Raw genomic sequence first — 25,986 nt, 5'->3', positions numbered from 1 at the left:
TTGAGAGGGGGAATATCTTTTGGATCCGGTAGTGTTAATCTCAAGTGCGCATCCGAAGCCGCCATGGCTCGGTGCTCAGTGTCCCCATCCGGGACCACCTTTCTTCCGGGAGCCTCCCCGACTGCTTTGATCGCTGCCAGCAGTTTCGGGCACGCTCCGGAATCGGCGTGACATTCCCACGCTTTCAGCTCGGGGGCTTCTCGCCGGAACCACCCACGCACGTTTCTTTCCGCCGTATTTCTACCGGCGGACCACCGCCCCGGCACGGTCCACACCTAGGGCCGTCGTCGGACAGCACAACCGGTCGCCGAGCCAGACAGGCCGACGTCCGCTCCAGGGAAGGACCCTTCGTGAGCGACACCACCGATCTGATGGGCGCTGCCGACACCAACGTCGACACCAGTGCCCCCGCCGCGGGCGCCGCACCCAAGCGCCGCCGCTCCGGCACCGGCCTTGAGGGCATGGTCCTGGCCGAGCTGCAGCAGGTCGCGTCGGGCCTCGGAATCAGGGGCACCGCGCGGATGCGCAAGAGCCAGCTGATCGAGGTCATCAAGGAGACGCAGGCGGGTGGCGGCAGTGCCCCCAAGGCCGCCTCCACCGCGGACACCGCCGAGGCCAAGCCGAAGCGCCGCGCCACCAGCAAGGCCCGAACGGGTGAGGCCGCCGAGCAGGCGCCCGCCTCGAAGCCCGCCGCGCAGGCGCAGATCGAGATCCCCGGCCAGCCGGCCAGCGACGACGCTCCGGCCGGCGAGCGCCGCCGCCGTCGGGCCACGGCCCCCTCCGGCAGCCCGGAGTCCTCGGCCCCCGCCGCCGTGCAGGTCGAGCAGAAGACCGAGACCGTGCCGGCCGCCGCCGCGCCGGCCGAGACCAAGGCCGAGGCCGCCACCGCCGTCTCCGCCCCGCAGGGCCAGGAGGCCGGCGAGGGCCGCGGCCGCCGTGACCGCCAGGGCCGCGGTGAGCGCGGTGAGCGCGGCGACCGCCAGAGCCGCCGCGAGCGCGGTGCCAAGGCCGACGACCAGGGCGGTCAGGGCCAGGGCGGCCAGGGCCAGGCCGGTCAGGGCCAGGGCCAGGGTCAGGGCGGTCGTCAGGACCGCGCCGACCGCGCCGACCGCCAGCAGCAGGGCGGCCGTCAGGGCCAGCAGAGCCGTCAGGACCGTCAGGGTCCCCAGGACAACGGCCCGCAGGACGACTTCGACGAGGACGGCCGTCGCGGCCGTCGCGGCCGCTACCGCGACCGCCGAGGCCGTCGCGGGCGCGACGAGTTCGCCCCGAACGAGCCGCAGGTCGCCGACGACGACGTGCTGATCCCCGTCGCGGGCATCCTCGACATCCTCGACAACTACGCGTTCATCCGGACCTCGGGCTACCTGCCCGGCCCCAACGACGTGTACGTCTCCCTCGCCCAGGTCCGCAAGGCCGGCCTGCGCAAGGGTGACCACACCACCGGTGCCGTGCGCCAGCCCAAGGACGGCGAGCGCCGCGAGAAGTTCAACGCCCTGGTGCGCCTGGACTCGGTGAACGGCATGGCGCCCGAATCCGGCCGCGGCCGCCCGGAGTTCCAGAAGCTGACCCCGCTGTACCCCCAGGACCGGCTCCGTCTGGAGACCGACCCGGGCGTGCTGACGACCCGCATCATCGACCTCGTGTCGCCGATCGGAAAGGGCCAGCGAGGCCTGATCGTGGCCCCGCCGAAGACCGGCAAGACCATGATCATGCAGGCGATCGCCAACGCGATCACCACGAACAACCCCGAGTGCCACCTGATGGTCGTCCTGGTCGACGAGCGTCCGGAAGAGGTCACCGACATGCAGCGGTCGGTCAAGGGCGAGGTCATCTCCTCGACCTTCGACCGCCCGGCCGAGGACCACACCACCGTCGCCGAGCTGGCCATCGAGCGCGCCAAGCGTCTCGTCGAGCTGGGTCACGACGTGGTCGTCCTGCTGGACTCCATCACCCGTCTGGGCCGCGCGTACAACCTCGCGGCGCCCGCCTCCGGCCGCATCCTGTCCGGTGGTGTCGACTCGACCGCGCTGTACCCGCCGAAGCGCTTCTTCGGTGCCGCGCGCAACATCGAGGACGGCGGCTCGCTGACCATCCTGGCCACCGCGCTCGTCGACACCGGCTCGCGCATGGACGAGGTGATCTTCGAGGAGTTCAAGGGCACCGGCAACATGGAGCTCAAGCTCGACCGCAAGCTCGCCGACAAGCGCATCTTCCCGGCCGTCGACGTCGACCCGTCGGGCACCCGCAAGGAGGAGATCCTCCTCAACGCGGAGGAGCTCGCCATCGTCTGGAAGCTGCGCCGGGTGCTGCACGCGCTCGACTCGCAGCAGGCGATCGAGCTGCTGCTCGACAAGATGAAGCAGACGAAGTCGAACGCCGAGTTCCTGATGCAGATCGCGAAGACGACCCCGGCGGGCAAGAACGACGACTGACCGTCGCCGGGCCCGCCGCGCCGCCGGCGCCGCACCAACGGGACCGCCCCCACCGCAACCGCGGTGGGGGCGGTCCCGCGTTGTGGGTGCCCGCCGTGTCCGGAGTGCGAGCTTCGCCACATTCCTGACCCGCGCGGATCCTCGTACGTCTCCTCGCGCCGCCCCGCGAAGCCGCAGGTGGGCGGCGCACCGTACGGGCCCCGGCCCCGTACCCCGGCCGTCCGGCCCGGGCCCGCGGGGGCCCGGCCCCCGGGCCGCGGTGGAACCCCGGGGTCCCCGAAGCCGTCTGTGTCAGCGGAACAGCGGGGGGAAGAAAGGCCTTAGCGGCCGGGGACCGGATCAGGACCGAGGAGAGCATGAGCCAGGACAGCACCGGCCAGGGGGGCGGCCGCGCCGCCGCACGGCGCCTGCGCAAACCGCCCGCGCGCCGCAGGGCACTCCGCGCCGCCGCGTGGAGCGCCGCGGGCGTGGTCCTGCTCGGCGGCGCCGGGCTCGGGTACTACTACGTCAAGTTCAACGGCAACCTGAAGACCGTCGACATCGACGCGGCGCTCGGCAGCGACCGCCCGCAGAACGTGGACAACGGCTCGATGGACATCCTCGTCCTCGGCTCGGACTCCCGCGGCGGCGCGAACTCCGAGTACGGCCGGGACGACGGCGGCTCGGCCCGCTCCGACACCGCGATGATCATCCACCTGTACGAGGGCCACCAGAAGGCCAGCGTGGTGTCCATACCGCGCGACACGATGATCAAACGGCCCTCCTGCGCCACCTCCGAGGGCAAGACCGACCCCGGCAGCTCGCGGGCGATGTTCAACGAGTCGTTCACCGTCGGCGGGGCCGCCTGCGCGGTCAAGACCGTCGAGAAGATGTCGGGGATCCGCATGGACCACTACATCGAGGTCGACTTCACCGGCTTCAAGAAGATCATCGACAAGCTCGGCGGCGTCGAGGTCACCACCACCAAGCCGATCAAGGACGGCGCCAGCCACCTCAACCTGGCGGCGGGCACCAACAAGCTGAACGGGGAGCAGGCCCTCGGCCTCGTCCGGACCCGCAAGAGCGTCGGCGACGGCAGCGACCTGGGCCGAATACAGCTCCAGCAGGCCTTCATCAAGGCCCTGATCAAGCAGGTCAAGGGCATCGGGGTGTTCGACAACCCCAAGCGGCTGCTCGACGTCGCCGACACCGCCACCAAGGCGATCACGACCGACAAGTCCCTCGGGGACGTGAAGTCCCTCATGGGCTTCGCCCAGAGCCTCCAGGGCATCGACGCCCAGGACATGCAGATGATCACCCTCCCGGTGGCCGGCGACCCGCGTGACCCCAACCGCGTGGTCCCGCTCACCAAGGAGTCCAAGCTGGTCTGGGACTCGCTGCTGGCCGACAAGCCGATCCCCGCCGAGGCCACCGAGAACTCCGCCGGCGACAAGGGCACGGCCGGCTCGATCGTCCAGTAGTCGCAGGTCAGGGGCGCCCGCGGGCGGGGTGGAATAGATGCCGTCCCCGTCCCGTTGAGGGAGGCGTCCTCAGAATTTTGACAGGCGGCCCGGTCCTGGCAGACTGGTCTGTCGGCCCCGGTTCACGCAGTGCGCAATTCGGCTCCTGCGACCCGGCGCCCTCCCGAATCTAGGAGACACCTTGAAGCGCGAAGTTCACCCCGAGTACGTCGAGACCCAGGTCAGCTGCACCTGCGGCGCGTCGTTCACCACTCGTAGCACCCTGACCGAGGGCACCATCCGTGCCGAGGTCTGCTCCGAGTGCCACCCGTTCTACACGGGCAAGCAGAAGATCCTCGACACCGGTGGCCGTGTCGCCCGCTTCGAGGCCCGCTTCGGCAAGGCTGCGCAGAAGTAGCGCGCTTCCGGCGCCGGATCCCGGTCGTTTCCCTGTCCACACGGGGGCGGCCGGACCGGCGCCTTTGTCGTCCCGCAGCCCTTTTTCGCACTTTTCACCCCAGGAGCCCCCGATGTTCGAGGCGGTCGAGGAACTGATCGGCGAGCACGCCGATCTTGAGAAGAAGCTCGCCGACCCTTCGGTCCACTCGGATCAGGCCAACGCGCGCAAGCTCAACAAGCGCTACGCGGAGCTGACCCCGATCGTCGCGACCTTCCGCGCATGGAAGCAGTCCGCCGAGGACATCGAGACGGCCAAGGAGTTCGCGGCCGACGACCCCGACTTCGCGGCCGAGGTCAAGGAACTGAGCGCGCAGCGCGAGGAGCTCACCGAGAAGCTCCGCCTGCTGCTCGTTCCGCGCGACCCCAGCGACGACAAGGACGTGCTCCTGGAGGTCAAGGCCGGCGCGGGCGGCGACGAGTCGGCCCTGTTCGCGGGCGACCTGCTGCGCATGTACCTGCGCTACGCCGAGCGCGTGGGCTGGAAGACCGAGATCATCGACGCCACCGAGTCCGAGCTCGGCGGCTACAAGGACGTCCAGGTCTCCGTCCGCACCAAGGGCGGCAACGGCGCGACCGAGCCCGGCCAGGGCGTGTGGGCCCGCCTGAAGTACGAGGGCGGCGTGCACCGCGTCCAGCGCGTTCCGGCCACCGAGTCCCAGGGCCGCATCCACACCTCCGCCGCCGGCGTGCTCGTCACCCCGGAAGCCGAGGAGGTCGAGGTCGAGATCAACATGAACGACCTCCGCATCGACGTGTACCGCTCCTCCGGCCCCGGCGGCCAGTCCGTCAACACCACCGACTCGGCCGTGCGCATCACGCACATCCCGACCGGTGTGGTCGCCTCCTGCCAGAACGAGAAGAGCCAGCTCCAGAACAAGGAGCAGGCCATGCGCATCCTGCGCTCGCGGCTGCTGGCCGCCGCCCAGGAAGCCGCCGAGCAGGAGGCCTCCGACGTGCGCCGCAGCCAGGTGCGCAGCGTGGACCGCTCCGAGAAGATCCGTACGTACAACTATCCGGAAAACCGGATCTCGGACCACCGGACCGGCTTCAAGGCGTACAACTTGGACCAGGTGCTCGACGGGGACCTCGACTCGATCATCCAAGCCTGCGTCGACACCGACTCCGCCGCGAAGCTCGCGGCCGCGCACTGACACCCGCTCCACCCCCCCGTACGACAGCAGCCCGGAGGACCAGCGTGAACTTGCTGCTTGCCGAGGTGGCCCAAGCCACCCAGCGGCTGGCCGCCGCCGGCGTGCCCTCACCGCGCTTCGACGCGGAGGAGCTCGCCGCCTTCGTGCACGGCGTCAAACGGGGGGAACTGCACCACGTCAAGGACACGGACTTCGACGCCCGCTACTGGGAGGCCGTCGCCCGCCGCGAGGCGCGCGAGCCGCTCCAGCACATCACCGGCCGCGCCTTCTTCCGGTACCTGGAGCTCCAGGTCGGGCCCGGGGTGTTCGTGCCCCGGCCCGAGACCGAGTCCGTCGTGGACTGGGCCATACACGCCGTCCGCGCGATGGACGTAGTCGAGCCGCTGATCGTGGACCTGTGCAGCGGCTCCGGCGCGATCGCGCTGGCCATGGCGCAGGAGGTGCCGCGCTCGCGCGTGCACGCCGTCGAGCTGTCCGAGGACGCGCTGCGCTGGACCCGCAAGAACGCCGAGGGCTCCCGGGTCACCGTCCACCAGGGCGACGCGCTCAGCGCGCTGCCCGAGCTGGACGGGCAGGTCGACCTCGTCATCTCCAACCCGCCGTACATCCCGCTCACCGAGTGGGAGTACGTCGCCCCCGAGGCCCGGGACCACGACCCCGAGATGGCGCTCTTCTCCGGCGAGGACGGCCTCGACACCATCCGCGGCATCGAGCGCACCGCGCACCGGCTGCTGCGGCCCGGCGGCATCGTCGTGATCGAGCACGCCGACACCCAGGGCGGCCAGGTGCCGTGGATCTTCGCCGAGGAGCGGGGCTGGGCCGATGCGGCCGACCACCCGGACCTCAACAACCGCCCGCGCTTCGCCACCGCCCGCAAGGCCCTGCCGTGACGGACGCGACCCTTTCCGCCACCCCCCTGCTGCACGAGGAGTCCCGCTGATGGCCCGGCGATACGACTGCAACGACGCGACGGACCGCAAGACGGGTCTGCGCGAAGCGGCGTCCGCCGTGCGCCGCGGCGAGCTCGTCGTGCTGCCCACCGACACCCTGTACGGGATCGGCGCGGACGCCTTCAGCGCGGAGGCGGTCGGTGACCTGCTCGCCGCCAAGGGGCGGGGCCGCAACATGCCCACCCCCGTCCTCATCGGCTCCCCGAACACCCTGCACGGGCTGGTCACGGACTTCTCCGAGCAGGCGTGGGAGCTCGTCGACGCGTTCTGGCCGGGTGCGCTGACGCTCGTCGCCAAGCACCAGCCGTCGCTGGCGTGGGACCTGGGCGAGACCCGCGGGACCGTGGCCGTACGGATGCCGCTGCACCCCGTCGCGATCGAGCTGCTGACCGAGGTCGGGCCGATGGCGGTGTCCTCGGCGAACCTGTCCGGGCACCCGGCGCCGGAGGACTGCGACGCGGCGCGCGAGATGCTGGGCGACTCGGTGTCGGTGTACCTGGACGGGGGCCCGACCCCGGGGATCCAGCCGTCCTCGATCGTCGACGTCACCGGGAAGGTTCCCGTCCTGCTGCGGGAGGGGGCGCTGACCGCCGAGCAGCTGCGGGAGGTCGTACCCGACCTAGAGGTGGCCCCGTGAGCCCTGAGGGGCGTGGCATAGCAAGCGGGCACTCCCTGGCCCCGGCCGGGGGAGCGACCTTTCGCATCCTCCACGTCAGCACCGGCAACGTCTGCCGCTCGCCCATCACCGAGCGGCTGACGCGGCATGCGCTCACGCACCGGCTGGGCGGTCTCGTGACCGGGGACCTCATCGTCGAGAGCGCCGGCACGTGGGGCCACGAGGGTGCGCCCATGGAGGCGAACGCGGCGGCCGTGCTCGCGGACTTCGGCGCGGACGCGACGGGGTTCACCGGCCGGGAGCTGCTGGACGAGCACGTCATACGCGCGGACCTGGTCCTCACGGCGACCCGTGACCACCGGGCGCAGGTCATCTCGATGGGCCACTCGGCGGGGCTGCGGACCTTCACGCTCAAGGAGTTCACCCGGCTGGTACGGGCGATAGACCCGGCCACGCTGCCGCCGCTGGACGACGGCATGGCCGAGCGGGCGCGGGCCCTGGTCCGGGCCGCCGCCGCGCTGCGCGGGTGGCTGCTGGCGCCGTCCCCCGACGCCGACGAGGTCTACGACCCGTACGGCGCCCCGATCACCTTCTTCCGCTCGATCGGCGACGAAATCAACCAGGCGCTGGACCCGGTGGTCACGGCCCTGACGGGCGTCACGGCGCCGCACTGACCGTCCGGCGGCCGGAGGCCGCCGCAGGGCCGTCACGGCACCGTAGGGCGCCCTAGGGGTCCCGGGGGCGGCGGGGGCGCCGGACGGGCGTGGCCGGCGGGCGTGAGCGGCGGGCGGGGAATAGGGTGGCGATACCGGTTCACCCCTCGGGAGTCGCGCCATGAGCGTCATCACCCAGCCGACGGACCTGCTGCGCCGGCAGGACCCGCAGATGGCCGACGTGCTCGCGGGGGAGACCCGCAGACAGGCCGGCACGCTCCAGCTGATCGCCGCCGAGAACTTCACCTCGCCCGCCGTGCTCACCGCGCTGGGCTCCGCGCTCGCCAACAAGTACGCCGAGGGCTATCCCGGCGCCCGCCACCACGGCGGCTGCGAGTACGCGGACCTCGCCGAACGGACCGCCGTCGAGCGCGCCAGGGCCCTGTTCGGCGTCGAGCACGCCAATGTGCAGCCCCACTCCGGATCCGCCGCCGTGCTGGCCGCGTACGCCGCGCTGCTGCGCCCCGGGGACACCGTCCTCGCCATGGGCCTCCCGTACGGCGGACACCTCACCCACGGCTCGCCCGCGAACTTCTCGGGGCGCTGGTTCGACTTCGTCGGGTACGGGGTCGAGGCCGAGACGGGCCTGATCGACTACCGGCAGGTGCAGGACCTCGCCCGGACGCACCGCCCCAAGGCGATCGTGTGCGGCTCGATCTGTTACCCCCGCCACCCCGAGTACTCGGTGTTCCGGGAGATCGCCGACGAGGTCGGGGCGTACCTGATCGCCGACGCCGCGCACCCCATCGGGCTCGTCGCGGGCGGCGCGGCCCCCAGCCCCGTCCCGTACGCGGACATCGTCTGCGCGACCACCCACAAGGTGCTGCGCGGTCCGCGCGGCGGGATGATCCTGTGCGGCGCCGAGTTCGCCGAGCGCGTCGACCGGGCGGTGTTCCCCTTCACACAGGGCGGCGCCCAGATGCACACCATCGCCGCCAAGGCCGTCGCCTTCGGCGAGGCCGCCGGCGCCGCGTTCACCACGTACGCCCACCGGGTCGTCGCCAACGCGCGGGTGCTGGCCGACGAGCTGGAGGCGCACGGGTTCCTGCTGACGACCGGCGGCACCGACACGCACCTGATCAGCGCCGACCCCGCGCCGCTCGGGCTGGACGGGGCGACCGCGCGCGCCCGGCTGGCGGAGGCCGGGATCGTCCTGGACACCTGCGCCCTGCCGTACGGGGACCAGCGCGGCATCCGGCTGGGCACGGCGGCGGTGACCACCCAGGGGATGGGGGAGCGGGAGATGGTCCGGATCGCGGAGCTGTTCGTGGCGGCCCTGCGGGGCGGGAGCGGGGAGATCGAGGTGGCGCGGATCCGGGAGGACGTCAGCGACCTGACACTGGAATTTCCCCCGTACGCGGTTTAAAGAGGGCAAGCAGGACGTAGTGCAACCGTGATACTGGCCCCTCGCGTCCTCGATGCGGGGGACATCGCAGCTAATGTGTGGGGCTGAGATGGCCGGCGATACATCTGGGGCAGCCCGTGCGTGAATATCTGCTGACGCTTTGCGTCACGGTCGCGGTGACCTATCTGCTCACCGGGCCCGTGCGGAAGTTCGCGATCGCGGTCGGAGCGATGCCCGCGATCCGGGCCCGTGACGTGCACCGGGAGCCGACACCACGGCTCGGCGGCATCGCCATGTTCGGCGGTCTGTGCGCCGGCCTGCTGGTCGCGGACCACCTGCAGAGCCTCAACGGCGTCTTCGAGCTGTCGAACGAACCGCGGGCGCTGCTCTCCGGGGCGGCGCTGATCTGGCTGGTCGGCGTCCTCGACGACAAGTTCGAGATCGACGCCCTGATCAAGCTCGGCGCCCAGATGATCTCGGCCGGTGTGATGGTCATGCAGGGTCTGACGATCCTGTGGATCCCGGTGCCCTTCATCGGCACCGTCGCGCTCACCCAGTGGCAGGGCAACCTGCTCACCGTCGCCCTCGTCGTGATCACCATCAACGCGGTGAACTTCGTGGACGGCCTCGACGGCCTCGCCGCCGGCATGGTGTGCATCGCTTCCTGCGCGTTCTTCCTCTACGCGTACCGGATCTGGTTCGGCTACGGGATCGAGGCCGCGGCCCCGGCGACGCTCTTCGCGGCGATCCTGATGGGCATGTGCCTCGGCTTCCTGCCGCACAACATGCACCCCGCCCGGATCTTCATGGGCGACTCGGGCTCGATGCTCATCGGTCTGGTCCTCGCCGCCGGCGCGATCTCCATCACCGGACAGGTGGACCCGGACGCCATGGCCCTGTTCGCGGGCGGCGAGCGCAACGCGACGCACGCGATGCTTCCGGTCTTCATTCCGCTGCTGCTGCCGCTGACGATCATCGCGATCCCGATGGCGGACCTGATCCTGGCCATCGTCCGGCGCACCTGGAACGGCCAGTCCCCCTTCGCCGCCGACCGCGGCCACCTGCACCACCGGCTGCTGGAACTCGGCCACTCGCACAGCCGCGCGGTGCTGATCATGTACTTCTGGTCGGGTCTGATCGCCTTCGGAGCGGTGGCCTACTCGGTCCACTCCACCTCGATGTGGATCGTGCTCGCCATCGCCGCCCTGAGCGCGGTGGGCCTGATCCTGCTGCTCCTGCCGCGCTTCACGCCGCGCACCCCGCGCTGGGCCGAATTCCTGGTCCCGCCGCGCTACCGGCACTCCGCACGGCGGGCGGAGGCCGCCGCGGAGGCGGCCGCGCGCGAGGCCACGGCCATCGAGCCGGCCCCGGCCCGGCCCGTCGTGGCGGGCGTCTCCGGAGTCAACGGGGCGACCGCGGTGGGCGCCCGGTCCCGCTTCCCCGACCGGCGCAAGGCCGAATCCACCCGCTGACGCAGCTGCCGTGGGCCCCGCGCGAGAGCCGGGGCCCACGCTCATGTGTACGGTCAAGCCGGTGTGTCAACCGTCCCCGATCGAGGGCGCTTGCCTGGGTGTGCATTCCGGACGTCAGGTCCCAATACCAGACAAGACGGCTCGCCGTCGCGCACACACGGGCGGGTTCACTCTCATGTGTGACAGTCAGCACACCAACCAGGTAAAGCTCTCATCAAATAGTTTGTGATACCGTTCACTAAACCCGGCGACAGAGCCGAAGGACCGTAGTGCGACGGTCCATTGGCCCGAGGCCCCCTCTCGGACCGGGCTTACGCTCGTCCCGTACGAGTTCCGTACGAGTCCGTGCCCCCACCACCACGCGGAGCAACCCGCCATGCGGTCAGATGACGTCCGATCCCTCCTGCAAACCGCCGTACCGACAGCTGTGGCCGGCGCACTCGCCGCCGTGATCAGCGCGTTGGTCGTCGGCGGCAAGGGGGCGGTGGGCGCCATCGTCGCGACGCTGGTCGTGATCCTGTTCATGGGCATCGGATTCATCGTTCTGCAGCGCACGGCGAAGGCGCTTCCGCATCTCTTCCAGGCCATGGGGCTCATGCTCTACGCGGCCCAGATCCTGCTGCTGTTCGTCTTTCTCGCCGCGTTCAAGAACACCACTCTGTTCCACCCGAAGACCTTCGCCATCACGCTCGTCGTGACCACCCTGGTGTGGACCGGCGCTCAGACGCGTGCGCACATGAAGGCCAAGATCCTCTACGTTGAACCGGACTCGACGAAGGGCGAAAAGCCCGACAACTCGGGGCCGAAGTCGTGAGGGGTAGGGCCGGAATAAGTACGAGTTCGGGATCCTGCTATCGTCCGGTGCCAACTGCGGCACTGCGGGCGCGGGCATCTGAGCTGACGCCTGTTCCATCGCGAGGCTCGATGCCTGAACGCCGCCCCCACACCTGTAACACCAGTCCAGTGCCGAACAGCGGCTGTGCGCCGCGCCGACACAACGAGGTTGCCGTACCTATGCGCCACGCTGAAGGAGCCCGCGGTGAGTGCTGACCCGACGACGGTGCTCGCCTTCGAGACCGATTGCCACATCTTCGACGGTTGTGGCTTCCCGGCTCCCGGCCTGCACTCGTTCCTGTTCCAGCCGATCTTCGGCGACGGTGACAGCAACATCTACTTCAACAAGACGATGCTGCTGGCCCTGCTCGGCACGGTCATCATCGTCGGCTTCTTCTGGATGGCCTTCCGCAAGCCGAAGGTCGTCCCGGGCAAGCTGCAGATGGTTGCCGAAGCCGGCTACGACTTCGTGCGCCGCGGCATCGTGTACGAGACGCTGGGCAAGAAGGAGGGCGAGAAGTACGTCCCCTTCATGGTCTCGCTGTTCTTCTTCGTCTGGATGCTGAACCTCTGGTCGATCATCCCCGTGGCCCAGTTCCCGGTGACGGCGATCTTCTCGTACCCGGTCGCGCTCGCCGCGATCGTCTACGTGATCTGGATGAGCGTCACGTTCAAGCGCCACGGATTCGTCGGTGGCCTGAAGAACCTCTCCGGCTACGACAAGTCGCTCGGCGCGGTCCTTCCGCTGGTCATGGTCATCGAGTTCTTCTCGAACGTCCTCGTCCGGCCCTTCACCCACGCGGTCCGACTGTTCGCGAACATGTTCGCCGGTCACACCCTGCTGCTGCTGTTCACCATCGCCAGCTGGTACCTGCTGAACGGGATCGGCATCGCGTACGCGGGCGTCTCGTTCGTCATGGTCATCGTGATGACCGCGTTCGAGCTCTTCATCCAGGCTGTCCAGGCGTACGTCTTCGTCCTCCTGGCCTGCAGCTTCCTGCAGGGTGCGCTCGCCGAGCAGCACTGAGCTCAGCCCGCTCCTGCAAACCCCCCGAATCGTCCGGTGGCCAACCCCCACCGGTCCATGAAAGAGAAGGAAGAACTGGCATGTCCCAGATCCTCGCTGCCACCGAAGGCGTCACCGGCTCCCTCAGCTCCGTTGGTTACGGCCTCGCGGCGATTGGCCCCGGCGTCGGCGTCGGCATCATCTTCGGTAACGGTACGCAGGCTCTTGCCCGTCAGCCCGAGGCTGCCGGTCTGATCCGCGCCAACCAGATCCTCGGCTTCGCCTTCTGTGAGGCGCTCGCCCTCATCGGTCTGGTCATGCCGTTCGTCTACTAAGACGAACCCGACGACTAGTCCGAATCGACGAAAGGCACTGATGTGAACCTCCTGGTTCTCGCGGCCGAGACGGAAAACCCGCTCGTCCCGCCGATCCCCGAGCTCGTCATCGGTCTGATCGCCTTCGTCATCGTCTTCGGTTTCCTGGCGAAGAAGCTCCTCCCGAACATCAACAAGGTTCTGGAAGAGCGTCGCGAGCAGATCGAGGGCGGTATCGAGAAGGCGGAAGCTGCTCAGACCGAGGCACAGAGCGTCCTGGAGCAGTACAAGGCCCAGCTCGCCGAAGCCCGGCACGAGGCCGCGCGCCTGCGCCAGGAAGCGCTGGAGCAGGGCACTGCGCTCAAGGAAGAACTGCGCGCAGAGGGCCAGCGGCAGCGTGAGGAGATCATCGCTGCCGGCCACGCCCAGATCGAGGCCGACCGCAAGGCCGCCTCTCAGGCGCTGCGTCAGGACGTGGGCAAGCTCGCCACCGACCTGGCCGGAAAGCTCGTCGGCGAGTCCCTTGAGGACGCCGCCCGGCAGAGCCGCACCATCGACCGTTTCCTCAGCGAGCTTGAGGAGAAGGCCGAGGCGGCCCGATGAACGGAGCGAGCCGCGAGGCGCTGGCCTCCGCGCGCGAGCGTCTCGACGCGCTGACGGACAACACGTCCGTCGACGCGGCGAAGCTCGCCGGTGAGCTGGCTGCCGTCACCGCGCTGCTCGACCGTGAGGTCTCGCTGCGTCGGGTCATCACGGACCCGGCGCAGTCCGGCGAGGCCAAGGCCGAGCTGGTCGGTCGACTGCTGGCGACCCAGGTGGGCGGGGAAACCCTCGACCTGGTGTCCGGCATGGCCCGGTCCCGCTGGTCGCAGTCCCGCGACCTGGTGGACGCGCTGGAGGAGCTGGCGAACACCGCCGACCTCACGGCGGCCCAGCAGGCCGGCGCGCTCGACGACGTCGAGGACGAGCTGTTCCGGTTCGCCCGGATCGTCGTCTCGAACACCGAGCTGCGCTCCGCGCTGACCGACCGCGCGGCCACCGCCTCCGCCAAGAGCCAGCTGCTGCGCAGCCTGCTCGGCGGCAAGGCGAGCGCCGTCACCGAGCGTCTGGTCACGCGTCTTGTCACCCACCCGCGGGGACGTAGCCTGGAAGCGGGACTGGAGTCCCTTTCCGTGCTCGCCGCGGAGCGCCGCAACCGCATGGTCGCCACCGTGACCAGCGCGGTTCCGCTCAGCGACGTGCAGAAGCAGCGTCTCGGCGCGGTGCTGGCCAAGGTCTACGGCCGCCAGATGCACCTGAACCTCGACGTGGACCCCGCGGTCCTCGGCGGGATCTCGGTGCGGGTCGGTGACGAGGTCATCGACGGCACCATCGCGGACCGCCTCGCCGAGGCGTCCCGCCGCATGGCCGGCTGACCAGCCAGCAACAGAACAAAAGCATTCCTAGCGGCCCGGTTGGGCCGTGCAGAACTTGCAGAAGATTCCTGGGGGTCACCCCCAGACCCCTAAGAAGCTTCAGGCCCAACAAGGAGAGCAGGGAACCCAGATGGCGGAGCTCACGATCCGGCCGGAGGAGATCCGGGACGCACTGGAGAACTTTGTCCAGTCGTACCAGCCGGACGCGGCCTCGCGCGAGGAGGTCGGAACGGTCAGCGTTGCCGGCGACGGCATCGCGAAGGTGGAGGGCCTGCCCTCCGCCATGGCGAACGAGCTGCTGAAGTTCGAGGACGGCACCCTCGGTCTCGCCCTCAACCTCGAGGAGCGCGAGATCGGTGCGGTCGTCCTCGGCGAGTTCAGCGGCATCGAGGAGGGCCAGCCGGTGCAGCGCACCGGTGAGGTGCTCTCCGTCGGCGTCGGCGAGGGTTACCTCGGCCGCGTTGTCGACCCGCTCGGCAACCCGATCGACGGCCTCGGCGAGATCGCGACCGAGGGCCGCCGCGCCCTTGAGCTGCAGGCCCCCGGCGTCATGGTCCGCAAGTCGGTCCACGAGCCGATGCAGACCGGTTACAAGGCCATCGACGCGATGGTGCCGATCGGCCGTGGCCAGCGTCAGCTGATCATCGGTGACCGTCAGACCGGCAAGACCGCTCTGGCCGTCGACACGATCATCAACCAGCGCGACAACTGGCGCTCGGGCGACGTGAACAAGCAGGTTCGCTGCATCTACGTCGCCATCGGCCAGAAGGGCTCGACCATCGCGTCCGTTCGCGGCGCCCTGGAAGACGCCGGCGCGCTGGAGTACACGACGATCGTCGCCGCCCCGGCGTCCGACCCGGCCGGCTTCAAGTACCTGGCGCCGTACACCGGTTCCGCCATCGGCCAGCACTGGATGTACGCCGGCAAGCACGTCCTGATCATCTTCGACGACCTGTCGAAGCAGGCCGACGCCTACCGCGCCGTGTCGCTGCTGCTGCGCCGCCCGCCGGGCCGCGAGGCCTACCCGGGTGACGTCTTCTACCTGCACTCCCGTCTGCTGGAGCGCTGCGCGAAGCTCTCCGACGACATGGGCGCCGGTTCGATGACCGGTCTGCCGATCGTCGAGACCAAGGCGAACGACGTGTCGGCGTTCATCCCGACCAACGTCATCTCCATCACCGACGGCCAGTGCTTCCTGGAGTCCGACCTGTTCAACGCGGGCCAGCGCCCGGCGCTGAACGTCGGTATCTCGGTCTCCCGCGTCGGTGGCTCCGCCCAGCACAAGGCGATGAAGCAGGTTTCCGGCCGTCTGCGCCTGGACCTCGCCCAGTACCGTGAGCTGGAGGCGTTCGCCGCCTTCGGTTCCGACCTGGACGCCGCTTCGAAGGCCTCGCTGGAGCGCGGCAAGCGCCTGGTCGAGCTGCTGAAGCAGGGCCAGTACCAGCCGATGCCCGTCGAGGAGCAGGTCGTCTCCGTCTGGGCCGGTACCACCGGCAAGATGGACGACGTTCCGGTCAACGACATCCGTCGCTTCGAGTCGGAGCTTCTGGAGCACCTGCGCCGCGAGCGCAAGGACCTCCTGACCTCCATCTCCGACGGCGGCAAGATGTCGGACGACACGCTGGGCTCCATCGCTGACGCCATCGCTGCCTTCAAGCAGCAGTTCGAGACCTCGGACGGCAAGCTCCTGGGCGAGGACGCGCCGGCCGTCAACGTCTCCAAGTGACGACGGAAGGGACCTGACTCATGGGAGCGCAGCTCCGGGTCTACAAGCGTCGCATCCGTGCCGTCACGGCGACCAAGAAGATCACCAAGGCGATGGAGATGATCGCCGCCTCGCGCATCGTCAAGGCGCAGCGCAAGGTGGCGGCATCGATGCCGTACGCGACCGAGCTCACCCGTGCGGTGACCGCGGTGGCGACCGGTTCGAACACCAAGCACGCCCTGACCACGGAGGTCGAGGCGCCGGTGCGCGCCGCGATCGTGCTCATCACGAGCGACCGCGGTCTGGCCGGCGGCTACTCCTCGAATGCCATCAAGCAGGCGGAGCGGCTCACCGAGCGGCTGCGCGGCGAGGGCAAGGAGGTCGACACGTACATCGTCGGCCGTAAGGGCGTGGCCTACTTCGGCTTCCGCGAGCGCAAGGTCGCGGAGTCGTGGACCGGCTTCACCGACAGCCCGGCTTACGCCGACGCCAAGCGTGTCGCGGTACCGCTGATCGAGGCCATCCAGCAGGACACGGCCGAGGGCGGCGTCGACGAGCTGCACATCGTCTACACGGAATTCGTGTCGATGATGACGCAGAGCGCGGTGGACGGCCGGATGCTGCCGCTCAGCCTCGACCAGGCTCAGGAAGAGGACGGCACGAAGGGCGAGATCCTTCCGCTGTTCGACTTCGAGCCGTCGGCGGAGGACGTCCTCGACGCCCTGCTGCCGCGCTACGTCGAGAGCCGCATCTACAACGCACTGCTGCAGTCGGCCGCTTCCGAGCACGCCGCCCGCCGCCGCGCGATGAAGTCGGCGACCGACAACGCCGGAGACCTCATCAAGAGCCTCTCCCGGCTTGCCAACGCGGCCCGCCAGGCCGAAATCACCCAGGAAATCAGCGAGATCGTCGGTGGCGCCAGCGCCATGGCAGACGCGACCGCGGGGAGTGACAAGTAATGACGACCACTGTTGAGACGGCCGCCGCCACGGGCCGCGTCGCCCGGGTCATCGGCCCGGTCGTCGACGTGGAGTTCCCCGTCGACGCCATGCCCGAGATCTACAACGCGCTGAAGGTCCAGGTCGCCGACCCGGCCGAGGACGGCGCGCTGAAGACCCTGACCCTTGAGGTCGCGCAGCACCTGGGTGACGGCCTCGTCCGTACCATCTCGATGCAGCCGACCGACGGTCTGGTCCGCCAGGCCCCGGTGACCGACACGGGCGAGGGCATCACCGTCCCCGTCGGTGACTTCACCAAGGGCAAGGTGTTCAACACCCTGGGTGAGGTGCTGAACTACCCGGAGGAGAACGCCAACGTCACCGAGCGCTGGCCGATCCACCGCAAGGCGCCCCGCTTCGACGAGCTCGAGTCGAAGACCGAGATGTTCGAGACCGGCGTCAAGGTCATCGACCTTCTCACCCCGTACGTCAAGGGTGGAAAGATCGGTCTGTTCGGTGGTGCCGGTGTCGGCAAGACCGTTCTGATCCAGGAAATGATCTACCGCGTCGCCAACAACCACGACGGTGTGTCGGTCTTCGCGGGCGTCGGTGAGCGTACCCGTGAGGGCAACGACCTCATCGAGGAAATGGCCGACTCGGGCGTCATCGACAAGACGGCGCTCGTCTTCGGCCAGATGGACGAGCCGCCGGGCACGCGTCTGCGCGTCGCCCTGGCCGGTCTGACCATGGCGGAGTACTTCCGCGATGTGCAGAAGCAGGACGTGCTCTTCTTCATCGACAACATCTTCCGGTACACCCAGGCGGGTTCCGAGGTGTCGACCCTGCTCGGCCGTATGCCCTCCGCGGTGGGTTACCAGCCGAACCTGGCCGACGAGATGGGTCTCCTCCAGGAGCGCATCACCTCGACCCGTGGTCACTCGATCACCTCGATGCAGGCGATCTACGTCCCCGCGGACGACCTGACCGACCCGGCGCCGGCGACCACCTTCGCCCACCTCGACGCGACGACGGTTCTTTCCCGTCCGATCTCCGAGAAGGGCATCTACCCGGCCGTGGACCCGCTGGACTCGACGTCCCGCATCCTCGACCCGCGGTACATCGCGGCGGACCACTACGCCACGGCGATGCGCGTCAAGGGGATCCTCCAGAAGTACAAGGACCTCCAGGACATCATCGCGATCCTCGGTATCGACGAGCTGGGCGAGGAGGACAAGCTCGTTGTCCACCGTGCCCGTCGCGTCGAGCGCTTCCTGTCGCAGAACACCCACGTCGCCAAGCAGTTCACCGGCGTGGACGGTTCGGACGTTCCGCTGGAAGAGTCGATCACCGCGTTCAACGCGATCTGCGACGGTGACTACGACCACTTCCCCGAGCAGGCGTTCTTCCTGTGCGGTGGCATCGAGGACCTGAAGGCGAACGCCAAGGAGCTGGGCGTCTCCTGATCCGGCGCGCTCCGCGAGGGGCGCATCCGGTTCACATGTTTCACGGAGAGGGGCGGGTGCGTCCCGTCCCTCTCCACCCGCCCATTAGAATTTGACCCAACACCCGGCTGACCCGCCGGGTGGTGACCCGAGGAGCCACCTTGGCTGCTGAGCTGCACGTCGAGCTGGTCGCGGCGGACCGCAATGTCTGGTCCGGCGAGGCCACCCTTGTTGTCGCCCGCACCACGTCCGGCGACATCGGCGTCATGCCCGGTCACCAGCCGCTTCTCGGTGTGCTGGAATCGGGCCCGGTGACCATCCGTACCAGCGAGGGCAACACTGTCGTCGCCGCGGTGCACGGCGGTTTCATCTCGTTCGCGGACAACAAGCTGTCCCTGCTGGCCGAGATCGCCGAGCTCGCGGACGAGATTGACGTCCAGCGGGCGGAGCGGGCACTGGAGCGCGCGAAGTCGGAGGCCGACGCGGCCGCCGAGCGTCGCGCCGATGTCCGTCTGCGCGCGGTTACGGGGCACTGAACCCCGTACCGAAGAGTGTGCGTCCTCAGCCGCGGTCCGTTCCGGAATTTTCCGGAGCGGGTCGCGGCTGAGGCGATGCAGGTGCTTTTTTTGTCTGCTGTTTTCGATGAGCGAGGAGGTCGGTGAAGATGCTCCTCGCTCTGCTTGTGAGCGGCCTGGTCGTAGCCCTGGTGGTGATCGGGCTCTTTGTGTTCGGTCTGCGCCGCAGGCTCATCCAGCGGTCCGGCGGTACCTTCGACTGCAGCCTGCGCTGGGGCGTGTCCGAGGAACCCGACGTGTCCGGCAAGGGCTGGGTGTACGGGGTGGCCCGCTACAGCGGTGACCGCATCGAGTGGTTCCGCGTCTTCAGCTACGCCCCGCGGCCGCGCCGGCTGCTGGAGCGTTCCTCCATCGAGGTGGTCTCCCGCCGCGCCCCGGAGGGCGAGGAGGAGCTGGCCCTGCTGTCCGACGCCGTCGTGCTCGGCGCTCTCCACCGGGGGACGCGCCTGGAGCTGGCGATGAGCGAGGACGCGCTGACCGGATTCCTCGCCTGGCTGGAGGCCGCGCCTCCCGGGCAACGCGTGAACGTGGCCTGAGCGGCTGAGCGGCTGAGCGGCTGAGCGCCTGAGCGCCTGAGCCGGCCGAAGCCGGGGAGACGGGGGCGGACCCGTCTCCCCGGCTTCGTCGTTCACCGGGTCCCGTGCGTGGGGGCTACTGGAGCCCGGCGTGGATGGCGCTCGCGAGTTCGCCGCTCGCGGTGTCGCCGCTGAACTCCCAGAAGAAGGCGCCCCGCAGGCCCTGCTGCTTCGTCCAGGCCATCTTCGCGGTGACCGTGGCGGGGGTGTCGTAGCTCCACCAGTTGCTGCCGCACTTGGCGTAGGCCGTGCCGGCGATGGTGCCGGTGCTCGGGCAGCTGGTCTTGAGCACCTTGTAGTCCTCGATGCCCTGCTCGTACGTGCCGGGCGCCGGGCCGGTGGCCGTGCCTCCGGGGGCCGCCTGGGTGACGCCGGTCCAGCCGCGCCCGTAGAAGCCGATGCCGAGGTTCAGCTTCGAGCCGGCGATGCCCTTGCCCTTCAGCTTGGTGATGGCGGCCTCGCTGTTGAAGCCGTCCTGGGGGATGCCGGAGTAGGCGGTGAGCGGGGAGTGCGGGGCGGTCGGGCCCTGCGCCGCCCAGGCGCCGAAGAAGTCGTACGTCATGACGTTGTAGAAGTCGACGTACTGGGCCGCGCCCGCGTAGTCGGCCGCGTCCAGCTTGCCCCCGTTCGAGCCGTCGGCGGAGATGGCGGCGGTGACCAGGTTGTTCGCGCCGAACTTGCCGCGCACGGCCTGCATCAGGTTCTTGAGGCTGGCCGCACCGCTGGTGTCACAGGTCAGGCCGCAGGCGTTCGGGTACTCCCAGTCCAGGTCGATCCCGTCGAAGACGTCGGCCCAGCGCGGGTCCTCGACCAGGTCGTAGCAGGACTGGGCGAAGGCGGTGGGGTTCTGGGCGGCCTGGCCGAAGCCGCCGGACCAGGTCCAGCCGCCGAAGGACCACAGCACCTTGAGGTTCGGGTACTGCTTCTTCAGCTTGCGCAGCTGGTTGAAGTTGCCGCGCAGCGGCTGGTCCCAGGTGTCGGCGACGCCGTCGACGCTCTGGTCGGCGGTGTAGGCCTTGTCGTAGTCGGCGTAGGAGTCGCCGATGGTGCACTTGCCGTTCTGGACGTTGCCGAAGGCGTAGTTGATGTGGGTGATCTTCGCGGCGGAGCCGGAGGTGACCAGGTTCTTCACGTGGTAGTTGCGCTGGTAGACGCCCCAGTTGGTGAAGTAGCCGAGCTTGACCTTGCCGCCCGGGTCCGGCGGGACGGTGCCGCCGGGGGTGGTCACCGACAGGGAGCCCGAGGAGGGCCCGGTCTGGTCGGCGGTGTCGCGGGCGGTGACGGTGTAGTTGTACGTGGTGCCCTTGGTGAGGCCGGAGTCGCCATAGCTGGTGCCGGTCACCGTCGTGATCTTGGTGCCGCCCCGGTAGACGTCGTAGTTCTTGACGCCCTTGTCGTCAGTGGCCGCGGACCAGTTCAGGGTCAGCGAGGTCTCGGTGACGTTGCTCGCGGTGGGGGTGCCGGGCGCGGAGGGCGGGTTGTCGCCGGGCTGGCTGCCGCCGTCGCAGGGGGCGCCGTTGATCTTGCAGCCGCCGGGGGCGCCGGGGCCGGCGCCGTTGAAGCCGAAGCTGACGCTGGCACCGGGGGACAGGGTGCCGTTCCAGCCGACGTTCTTGCCGGTCCAGTGGGTGCCCGAGCTGGTGACGGTGGCGTCCCAGGCCGAGGTGACGCCGGTGCCGGACGGGTAGTCCCACTCGACGGTCCAGCTGCCGATGGTGGTGGTGCCGGTGTTCTTGACCGTCCACTTGCCCTCGAAGCCGGAGCCCCAGTCGGAGACCTTCGTGTACGTCGCCGTCGCGGAGGTCGCGGCCTCGGCGGGGCCGGCGAGGGCCACGAGTCCGGCGATCGGCAGGGCGAAGGCGGCCAGGGTCGCGGCCACCCTCCTGAACAGTCGAACGCGTTGCGGGGGTGCTGTGCTCAAGGGTGCTCCTCCGTAGGTCCGTCGCGGTCGTGGGGACGACCGCGGCATGGGGGTGGGACCTGCGCCGCCCGTGAGCACGCTTGTCATGGCACGCTCACCACAGTGTTTCGGCGAGCGTAGAAAGGTCTGGACCAAGCGTCAAGAGGTCCAGACCTATGGGGCGGGAGAGTCGCCGCCCGCCCCCGGGATCCCCAACTCCCGCGCGAGTACGGCCGCTTGGGCCCGGCTGCGCAGCTCCAGCTTCCCCAGCACCCTGCTGACGTGCGTCTTCACCGTGCCCTCCGCCAGCTCCAGCCGCCCCGCGATCTCCGCGTTCGACAACCCCTCGCCCAGGCGGCCGAGCACCTCCCGCTCCCGCCGGGTCAGCGAGGCCACCGCCGCGGCCGTCTCCGGCGGCACGGCCGGCCGCGGCGGACGCGGCGCCGCGAACTCCGCGATCAGCCGCCGGGTCACCGCCGGGGCGATCAGACCCTCCCCGCGCCCGACCGTCCGGACCGCCTCGATCAGCTCCGCCGCCTCCGCGTTCTTCAGCAGGAAGCCCGCCGCCCCGGCGCGCAGCGCCCCGAAGACGTACTCGTCCAGGTCGAAGGTGGTCAGCACCAGGACGTCCGCCAGACCCTCCGCGACCACCTGACGGGTCGCCGAGACCCCGTCGAGCCTCGGCATCCGCACGTCCATGAGGACCAGATCCGGCCGCAGCTCGCGGGCCAGGCGCACCGCCTCCTCGCCGTCGGCGGCCTCACCCGCCACCTCGATGTCGCCCGCGCTGCCCAGGATCAGCACCAGGCCCGCCCGTACCGCGCTCTGGTCCTCGGCCACCAGGACCCTGACCTTGCCGCCGGCGCCCCGCGTACCCCGCGTGTCCCGCTGCTGGTTCATTCCGCCACCACCCTCTCCTCGGCGGGCAGCGAGGCCTCCACCCGCCACACCGGTCCAGCCGCCCCCGCGTCGAACCGCCCGCCGAGCAACTCGGCGCGCTCCCGCATGCCGACCAGACCCGCCCCGGAGCCGGGGACGCGCGGGCCCGGCCGGTTCCCGTACGGCGAGTCCACCCGTACGGTCAGCCGCCCGTCGGCGCGCGCCACCTCGACCCGGACGGTACCCGGGGCGGCGTGCTTGAGGGCGTTGGTCAGCGATTCCTGCACGATCCGGTACGCCGCCAGTTCCACCGGCGTCGGCAGCGGCTCCCCGGGCGGCCTGCGGTCGTCCAGCACGAAGTCGAGCCCGTTGCCGGGGCCGTTCGTACGGGCGTGGCCGATCAGGCTGTCGAGCCCGTCCAGCGAGGGCACGGCGACGGCTTCCTGCCCGGCCCCGGCGTCCCGCAGCAGTCCGATCAACCGGCGCATTTCGGCCAGCCCCTGCACGCTGTTCTCGCGGATCACCCCGAGCGCGTCGCGGCTCGTCGCGGGGGAGTCGATGGACAGCGCGGCGGTGGAGTGCAGGGCGATGGCCGACAGGTGGTTCGCCACCATGTCGTGCAGCTCCCGCGCCATCCGGGCCCGCTCGGCGACCACCGCCTGGGCCCGGTCCATCTCCGCCAGCAGCGCGGTCTGCTCGGCGCGCAGCCGGGCGGCCTCGGCGGCCTCGCGGTGATTGCGCAGGGTGGCGCCGGTCAGGGCCGGGCCGAAGGTCAGGACACCGGTGACCACGCCGATCACCAGGGCCTGCGGGGTGCGCAGCCAGGCCACGCCCGCGATCGTGACGGCGACGGTGAGCATCCCGGTGGAGATCGGCAGCCGGCGGGCCAGCGCGGGTTTCCCGTAGACGACGGCCGCGTAGACCAGGTCGGTGAAGATCAGGAGGGTGGCCAGATTTCCCACCGTGAACCGGTCGAAGACCAGCCCCGCGACGGCGACGGGCAGGGTCACCGCGGGCGCGGTGCGGCGCAGCAGCTCCATCGAGCCGAGGACCAGGAGCGGGACGAGGGCCACCCAGGCGGGGAGGTGCCGGTTGCCGGTGCTGTGGACGCCGAGGGACCAGAGCAGCGCGCCCGCGAGCACGCTGGACACGGCCAGGAGGACGTCGTCGCGGTGGGGGCGCCGGCTCTCGGGGATCACGCTCCCATCCAACAGGGTGCGGGGCGGCGCGGCCTCGCCACCGGGGCGGAGGCGGGAGCGCACCGCGGTACATCGAAGGGTGCAGTCACGGTTCGTCACTGGTGAGGAGGGTTCGGGCCGGACCGGACGGGAGGCTGGGAGGAGGAACACGGATCACGGAACACAGATCCCCTGAACGGACGGAGAGACCCGTGCTCGTCGCGCTGATCGTCACCTGCGAGGTCGGCTTCTGGGTGCTGCTGGCCGGCGGACTCGCCCTGCGCTACCTCGCGAAGATGCCGAGGCTGGGCGCGGCGGTGCTGCTGTGCGAGCCGCTGCTGGAGCTGGTGCTGCTGGTGGTCACCACCCTGGACCTCAAGAACGGCGGGGAGCCGAGCTGGAAGCACGGCCTCGCCGCCCTCTACATCGGCTACACCGTCGGTTTCGGCCACTACACCGTGAAGTGGCTCGACGCCCACGCCGCGTACCGGCTGGCCGGCGGTCCGAAGCCGGCCGGCGCCGGGTACGGCAGGGCGCGGGCCGTCCACGAGTGGAAGCTGTGGGGCCGGACGGTGCTCGCTGCGGCCGTCGCGCTCGGGCTGCTCCAGATCGCGATCTGGTACGTCGGCGACGCGGCCGACCCGGGCTCGCTCCGGGCCTGGCAGTACGGCGCGCTGCGGGTGGTCGCCATCCACGGGGTCATCGCGGCGACGTACTCGATCTGGCCGCGCAAGGCCCCGGCGGGCGCGCGGGAGCGGGACCGCGCCGACGAGCGGGTGAAGCGCTAGGCCCTGTCGGCCCTCAGCGTTCGCCGCCGGGGACCCAGAGGACGTCGCCGACCTCCTTGTTGGCCGTCCGGGCCAGAATGAACAGGAGGTCGGACAGCCGGTTCAGGTAGGTCGCGGTCAGCGGGTTCATCACCTCGCCGTGCACCTCCAGTGCCGCCCACGTCGAGCGCTCAGCCCGCCGGACCACCGTGCAGGCCTGGTGCAGCAGGGCCGCGCCGGGCGTTCCGCCGGGGAGGATGAAGCTGCGCAGCTTCTCCAGCTCCTCGTTGAAGCGGTCGCAGTCCGCCTCCAGCTTGTCCACGTAGAACTGCTCGACGCGCAGCGGCGGGTACTCCGGGTTCTCCACCACCGGGGTGCACAGGTCCGCGCCGACGTCGAACAGGTCGTTCTGCACCCGGACCAGGACCTTGACCACATCGGCCGGCAGCGCGCCGAGCGCGACCGCGGTCCCGATGGCCGCGTTGGCCTCGTTGGCGTCGGCGTAGGCGGAGATCCGCAGGTCGGTCTTGGCCGTACGGCTCATGTCGCCGAGCGCGGTCGTGCCCTTGTCGCCGGTACGGGTGTAGATGCGCGTGAGGTTCACCATGCGGCCAGCGTAGTGAGGCCCACCACGAAACCGCACGCGGTGCCGCCTTTCCCGGGGCCGCCGGCCGGCCCGGGCGGCCCGGGCCGGGGGTGCGGAAAGCCCCGCGACTGGGGGCGATCCGGGCGGGGTTGGCGGGCGGGAGGCGCCGAGCCGTACCAGTGTGATGTCCGTCATCTGAGACGTGACGCGTGTTACTTCAGGGTCACACCGCCGCCCCCGGGCGCTAGTCTCCGGCCGAGAGGCTACGAGACTGGGCCGTTTTGAAGAACGTGGGGTGTGCAGTGGCTGGGAAGCTCGCCGTCATCGGTGCCGGACTGATGGGTTCCGGGATCGCGCAGGTCTCCGCTCAGGCGGGTTGGGACGTCGTGCTGCGCGATGTCACCGACGCCGCGCTGACCCGGGGCACGGACGGAATCAAGGCCTCGTACGACAAGTTCGTCTCCAAGGGCAGGATGACGGCCGAGGACGCCGAGGCCGCGCTCGCCCGGATCTCCACGACCACCGACCTCGACGCCGTCTCCGACGTCGACATCGTCGTCGAGGCCGTCTTCGAGAAGCTTGAGGTCAAGCACGAGATCTTCCGCGCGCTCGACAAGCTCGTCCGCGAGGACGCGATCCTCGCCTCCAACACCTCCGCCATCCCGATCACCAAGATCGCGGCCGTGACGGAGCGTCCGGAGCGGGTCGTCGGCGCGCACTTCTTCTCGCCCGTCCCGATGATGCAGCTGTGCGAGCTGGTGCGCGGCTACAAGACGAGCGACGAAACCCTCGCCACCACCCGGGCGTTCGCCGAGTCCGTCGGCAAGACCTGCATCGTCGTCAACCGCGACGTCGCCGGCTTCGTGACGACCCGTCTGATCTCCGCGCTGGTCGTCGAGGCCGCGAAGCTGTACGAATCGGGCGTCGCCTCCGCCGAGGACATCGACATCGCCTGCAAGCTGGGCTTCGGTCACGCGATGGGTCCGCTGGCCACCGCCGACCTCACCGGCGTCGACATCCTGCTGCACGCCACCAGCAACATCTACACCGAGTCGCAGGACGAGAAGTTCGCGCCGCCGGAGCTCATGCGCCGCATGGTCGACGCGGGCGACATCGGCCGCAAGAGCGGCCAGGGCTTCTACAAGCACTGAGCACCAGTTCGAACCCCCGCACCCCATGGGGTGAATTAGGTATCGGTTCGCTCACGGTCGGCAACTTCGCCACCCCGGTGGCAGTCAGTTGCAGTGAGAGTTGCCGACCACGGACCAATCGGACCATACGTACGCGGGACT

At 70.0% G+C, this 25,986-nt stretch carries 25 protein-coding genes; 21 read left to right on the top strand and 4 right to left on the bottom strand.

The window, feature by feature from the left end:
* Nucleotides 1–350: 350 nt before the first annotated feature.
* From rho to IE248_RS01730, 19 genes are all read left to right on the top strand, one after another.
* Entirely contained in the window at nucleotides 351–2,435 is a 2,085-nt protein-coding gene (rho, locus tag IE248_RS01820; protein WP_190029825.1) for a transcription termination factor Rho, read from the top strand.
* A 356-nt stretch (nucleotides 2,436–2,791) separates the two neighbouring features.
* The gene (locus IE248_RS01815; protein ID WP_190029824.1) at nucleotides 2,792–3,895 is read left to right on the top strand and encodes an LCP family protein; all 1,104 of its coding nucleotides are present in this window, start codon (nucleotides 2,792–2,794) and stop codon (nucleotides 3,893–3,895) included.
* Nucleotides 3,896–4,076: 181 nt separating this feature from the next.
* Nucleotides 4,077–4,292, top strand: a complete 216-nt coding sequence (gene rpmE, locus IE248_RS01810) for a 50S ribosomal protein L31 (RefSeq protein WP_008738144.1) — start codon at nucleotides 4,077–4,079, stop codon at nucleotides 4,290–4,292.
* A gap of 112 nt (nucleotides 4,293–4,404) precedes the next feature.
* Nucleotides 4,405–5,484 (top strand): peptide chain release factor 1, encoded by a 1,080-nt coding sequence (prfA, locus tag IE248_RS01805; RefSeq protein ID WP_008738145.1) that lies wholly within the window; start codon nucleotides 4,405–4,407, stop codon nucleotides 5,482–5,484.
* A 44-nt stretch (nucleotides 5,485–5,528) separates the two neighbouring features.
* Entirely contained in the window at nucleotides 5,529–6,374 is an 846-nt protein-coding gene (gene prmC / locus IE248_RS01800; protein ID WP_073798286.1) for a peptide chain release factor N(5)-glutamine methyltransferase, read from the top strand.
* Nucleotides 6,375–6,423: 49 nt separating this feature from the next.
* On the top strand, nucleotides 6,424–7,071 hold the full coding sequence (locus tag IE248_RS01795) for an L-threonylcarbamoyladenylate synthase (protein WP_008738155.1): 648 nt from the start codon (nucleotides 6,424–6,426) through the stop codon (nucleotides 7,069–7,071).
* Entirely contained in the window at nucleotides 7,068–7,724 is a 657-nt protein-coding gene (locus tag IE248_RS01790; RefSeq protein WP_008738157.1) for an arsenate reductase/protein-tyrosine-phosphatase family protein, read from the top strand. The genes IE248_RS01795 and IE248_RS01790 overlap by 4 nt, the downstream gene beginning before the upstream one ends.
* A gap of 160 nt (nucleotides 7,725–7,884) precedes the next feature.
* Nucleotides 7,885–9,129, top strand: coding sequence for a serine hydroxymethyltransferase (gene glyA, locus IE248_RS01785; RefSeq protein WP_008738158.1), 1,245 nt, complete (start codon nucleotides 7,885–7,887; stop codon nucleotides 9,127–9,129).
* A 104-nt stretch (nucleotides 9,130–9,233) separates the two neighbouring features.
* The gene (locus IE248_RS01780; RefSeq protein WP_190030054.1) at nucleotides 9,234–10,580 is read left to right on the top strand and encodes an MraY family glycosyltransferase; all 1,347 of its coding nucleotides are present in this window, start codon (nucleotides 9,234–9,236) and stop codon (nucleotides 10,578–10,580) included.
* Nucleotides 10,581–10,956: 376 nt separating this feature from the next.
* Nucleotides 10,957–11,394, top strand: coding sequence for a Cg1360 family ATP-synthase-associated protein (locus IE248_RS01775; RefSeq protein ID WP_008738170.1), 438 nt, complete (start codon nucleotides 10,957–10,959; stop codon nucleotides 11,392–11,394).
* Between the two features lie 210 nt (nucleotides 11,395–11,604).
* Nucleotides 11,605–12,441 (top strand): F0F1 ATP synthase subunit A, encoded by an 837-nt coding sequence (gene atpB, locus IE248_RS01770; RefSeq protein WP_073773297.1) that lies wholly within the window; start codon nucleotides 11,605–11,607, stop codon nucleotides 12,439–12,441.
* An 80-nt stretch (nucleotides 12,442–12,521) separates the two neighbouring features.
* A complete protein-coding gene (atpE, locus tag IE248_RS01765) occupies nucleotides 12,522–12,755 on the top strand; it encodes an ATP synthase F0 subunit C (protein WP_073773063.1) in 234 nt (77 codons plus the stop codon).
* 42 nt (nucleotides 12,756–12,797) lie between these two features.
* A complete protein-coding gene (locus tag IE248_RS01760; RefSeq protein ID WP_008738176.1) occupies nucleotides 12,798–13,337 on the top strand; it encodes a F0F1 ATP synthase subunit B in 540 nt (179 codons plus the stop codon).
* Nucleotides 13,334–14,149: a F0F1 ATP synthase subunit delta gene (locus tag IE248_RS01755; RefSeq protein ID WP_008738178.1), complete on the top strand. Its 816-nt coding sequence runs from the start codon at nucleotides 13,334–13,336 to the stop codon at nucleotides 14,147–14,149. Before IE248_RS01760 ends, IE248_RS01755 begins: the two co-directional genes overlap by 4 nt.
* 130 nt (nucleotides 14,150–14,279) lie before the next feature.
* Complete coding sequence (gene atpA / locus IE248_RS01750; protein WP_008738181.1) at nucleotides 14,280–15,875, top strand: F0F1 ATP synthase subunit alpha; 1,596 nt, start codon at nucleotides 14,280–14,282, stop codon at nucleotides 15,873–15,875.
* 20 nt (nucleotides 15,876–15,895) lie between these two features.
* Entirely contained in the window at nucleotides 15,896–16,813 is a 918-nt protein-coding gene (locus IE248_RS01745) for a F0F1 ATP synthase subunit gamma (protein WP_008738183.1), read from the top strand.
* Nucleotides 16,813–18,255, top strand: a complete 1,443-nt coding sequence (gene atpD / locus IE248_RS01740) for a F0F1 ATP synthase subunit beta (RefSeq protein ID WP_008738184.1) — start codon at nucleotides 16,813–16,815, stop codon at nucleotides 18,253–18,255. Before IE248_RS01745 ends, atpD begins: the two co-directional genes overlap by 1 nt.
* Nucleotides 18,256–18,395: 140 nt before the next feature.
* Nucleotides 18,396–18,770 carry a F0F1 ATP synthase subunit epsilon gene (locus IE248_RS01735; protein WP_008738187.1) on the top strand — a complete coding sequence of 125 codons (375 nt, stop codon included), beginning with the start codon at nucleotides 18,396–18,398 and terminating at the stop codon, nucleotides 18,768–18,770.
* Nucleotides 18,771–18,898: 128 nt separating this feature from the next.
* Nucleotides 18,899–19,345, top strand: a complete 447-nt coding sequence (locus tag IE248_RS01730; RefSeq protein ID WP_037791323.1) for a DUF2550 domain-containing protein — start codon at nucleotides 18,899–18,901, stop codon at nucleotides 19,343–19,345.
* Nucleotides 19,346–19,460: 115 nt separating this feature from the next.
* Here IE248_RS01730 and IE248_RS01725 read toward each other — a convergent pair whose 3' ends face one another.
* The 3 genes from IE248_RS01725 to IE248_RS01715 all read right to left on the bottom strand — a co-directional run bounded on the left by IE248_RS01725 (nucleotide 19,461) and on the right by IE248_RS01715 (nucleotide 23,374).
* Entirely contained in the window at nucleotides 19,461–21,353 is a 1,893-nt protein-coding gene (locus IE248_RS01725; protein WP_008738191.1) for a glycoside hydrolase family 18 chitinase, read from the bottom strand.
* Nucleotides 21,354–21,458: 105 nt separating this feature from the next.
* On the bottom strand, nucleotides 21,459–22,184 hold the full coding sequence (locus tag IE248_RS01720; RefSeq protein WP_190029823.1) for a response regulator: 726 nt from the start codon (nucleotides 22,182–22,184) through the stop codon (nucleotides 21,459–21,461).
* A complete protein-coding gene (locus tag IE248_RS01715; RefSeq protein WP_190030053.1) occupies nucleotides 22,181–23,374 on the bottom strand; it encodes a sensor histidine kinase in 1,194 nt (397 codons plus the stop codon). The genes IE248_RS01720 and IE248_RS01715 overlap by 4 nt, the downstream gene beginning before the upstream one ends.
* 179 nt (nucleotides 23,375–23,553) lie before the next feature.
* On the opposite strand from IE248_RS01715, the gene IE248_RS01710 reads away from it, so the two are divergent.
* Nucleotides 23,554–24,129 carry a hypothetical protein gene (locus tag IE248_RS01710; protein WP_100582698.1) on the top strand — a complete coding sequence of 192 codons (576 nt, stop codon included), beginning with the start codon at nucleotides 23,554–23,556 and terminating at the stop codon, nucleotides 24,127–24,129.
* A gap of 13 nt (nucleotides 24,130–24,142) precedes the next feature.
* Here IE248_RS01710 and IE248_RS01705 read toward each other — a convergent pair whose 3' ends face one another.
* Nucleotides 24,143–24,715, bottom strand: coding sequence for a cob(I)yrinic acid a,c-diamide adenosyltransferase (locus IE248_RS01705; protein WP_073798294.1), 573 nt, complete (start codon nucleotides 24,713–24,715; stop codon nucleotides 24,143–24,145).
* A 281-nt stretch (nucleotides 24,716–24,996) separates the two neighbouring features.
* On the opposite strand from IE248_RS01705, the gene IE248_RS01700 reads away from it, so the two are divergent.
* A complete protein-coding gene (locus tag IE248_RS01700) occupies nucleotides 24,997–25,845 on the top strand; it encodes a 3-hydroxyacyl-CoA dehydrogenase family protein (RefSeq protein WP_008738202.1) in 849 nt (282 codons plus the stop codon).
* Nucleotides 25,846–25,986: the final 141 nt, after the last annotated feature.

This window comes from Streptomyces goshikiensis, assembly GCF_014650555.1.
Taxonomy (GTDB): domain Bacteria; phylum Actinomycetota; class Actinomycetes; order Streptomycetales; family Streptomycetaceae; genus Streptomyces; species Streptomyces goshikiensis.
This window is presented reverse-complemented; position numbering and strand designations above follow the sequence as displayed.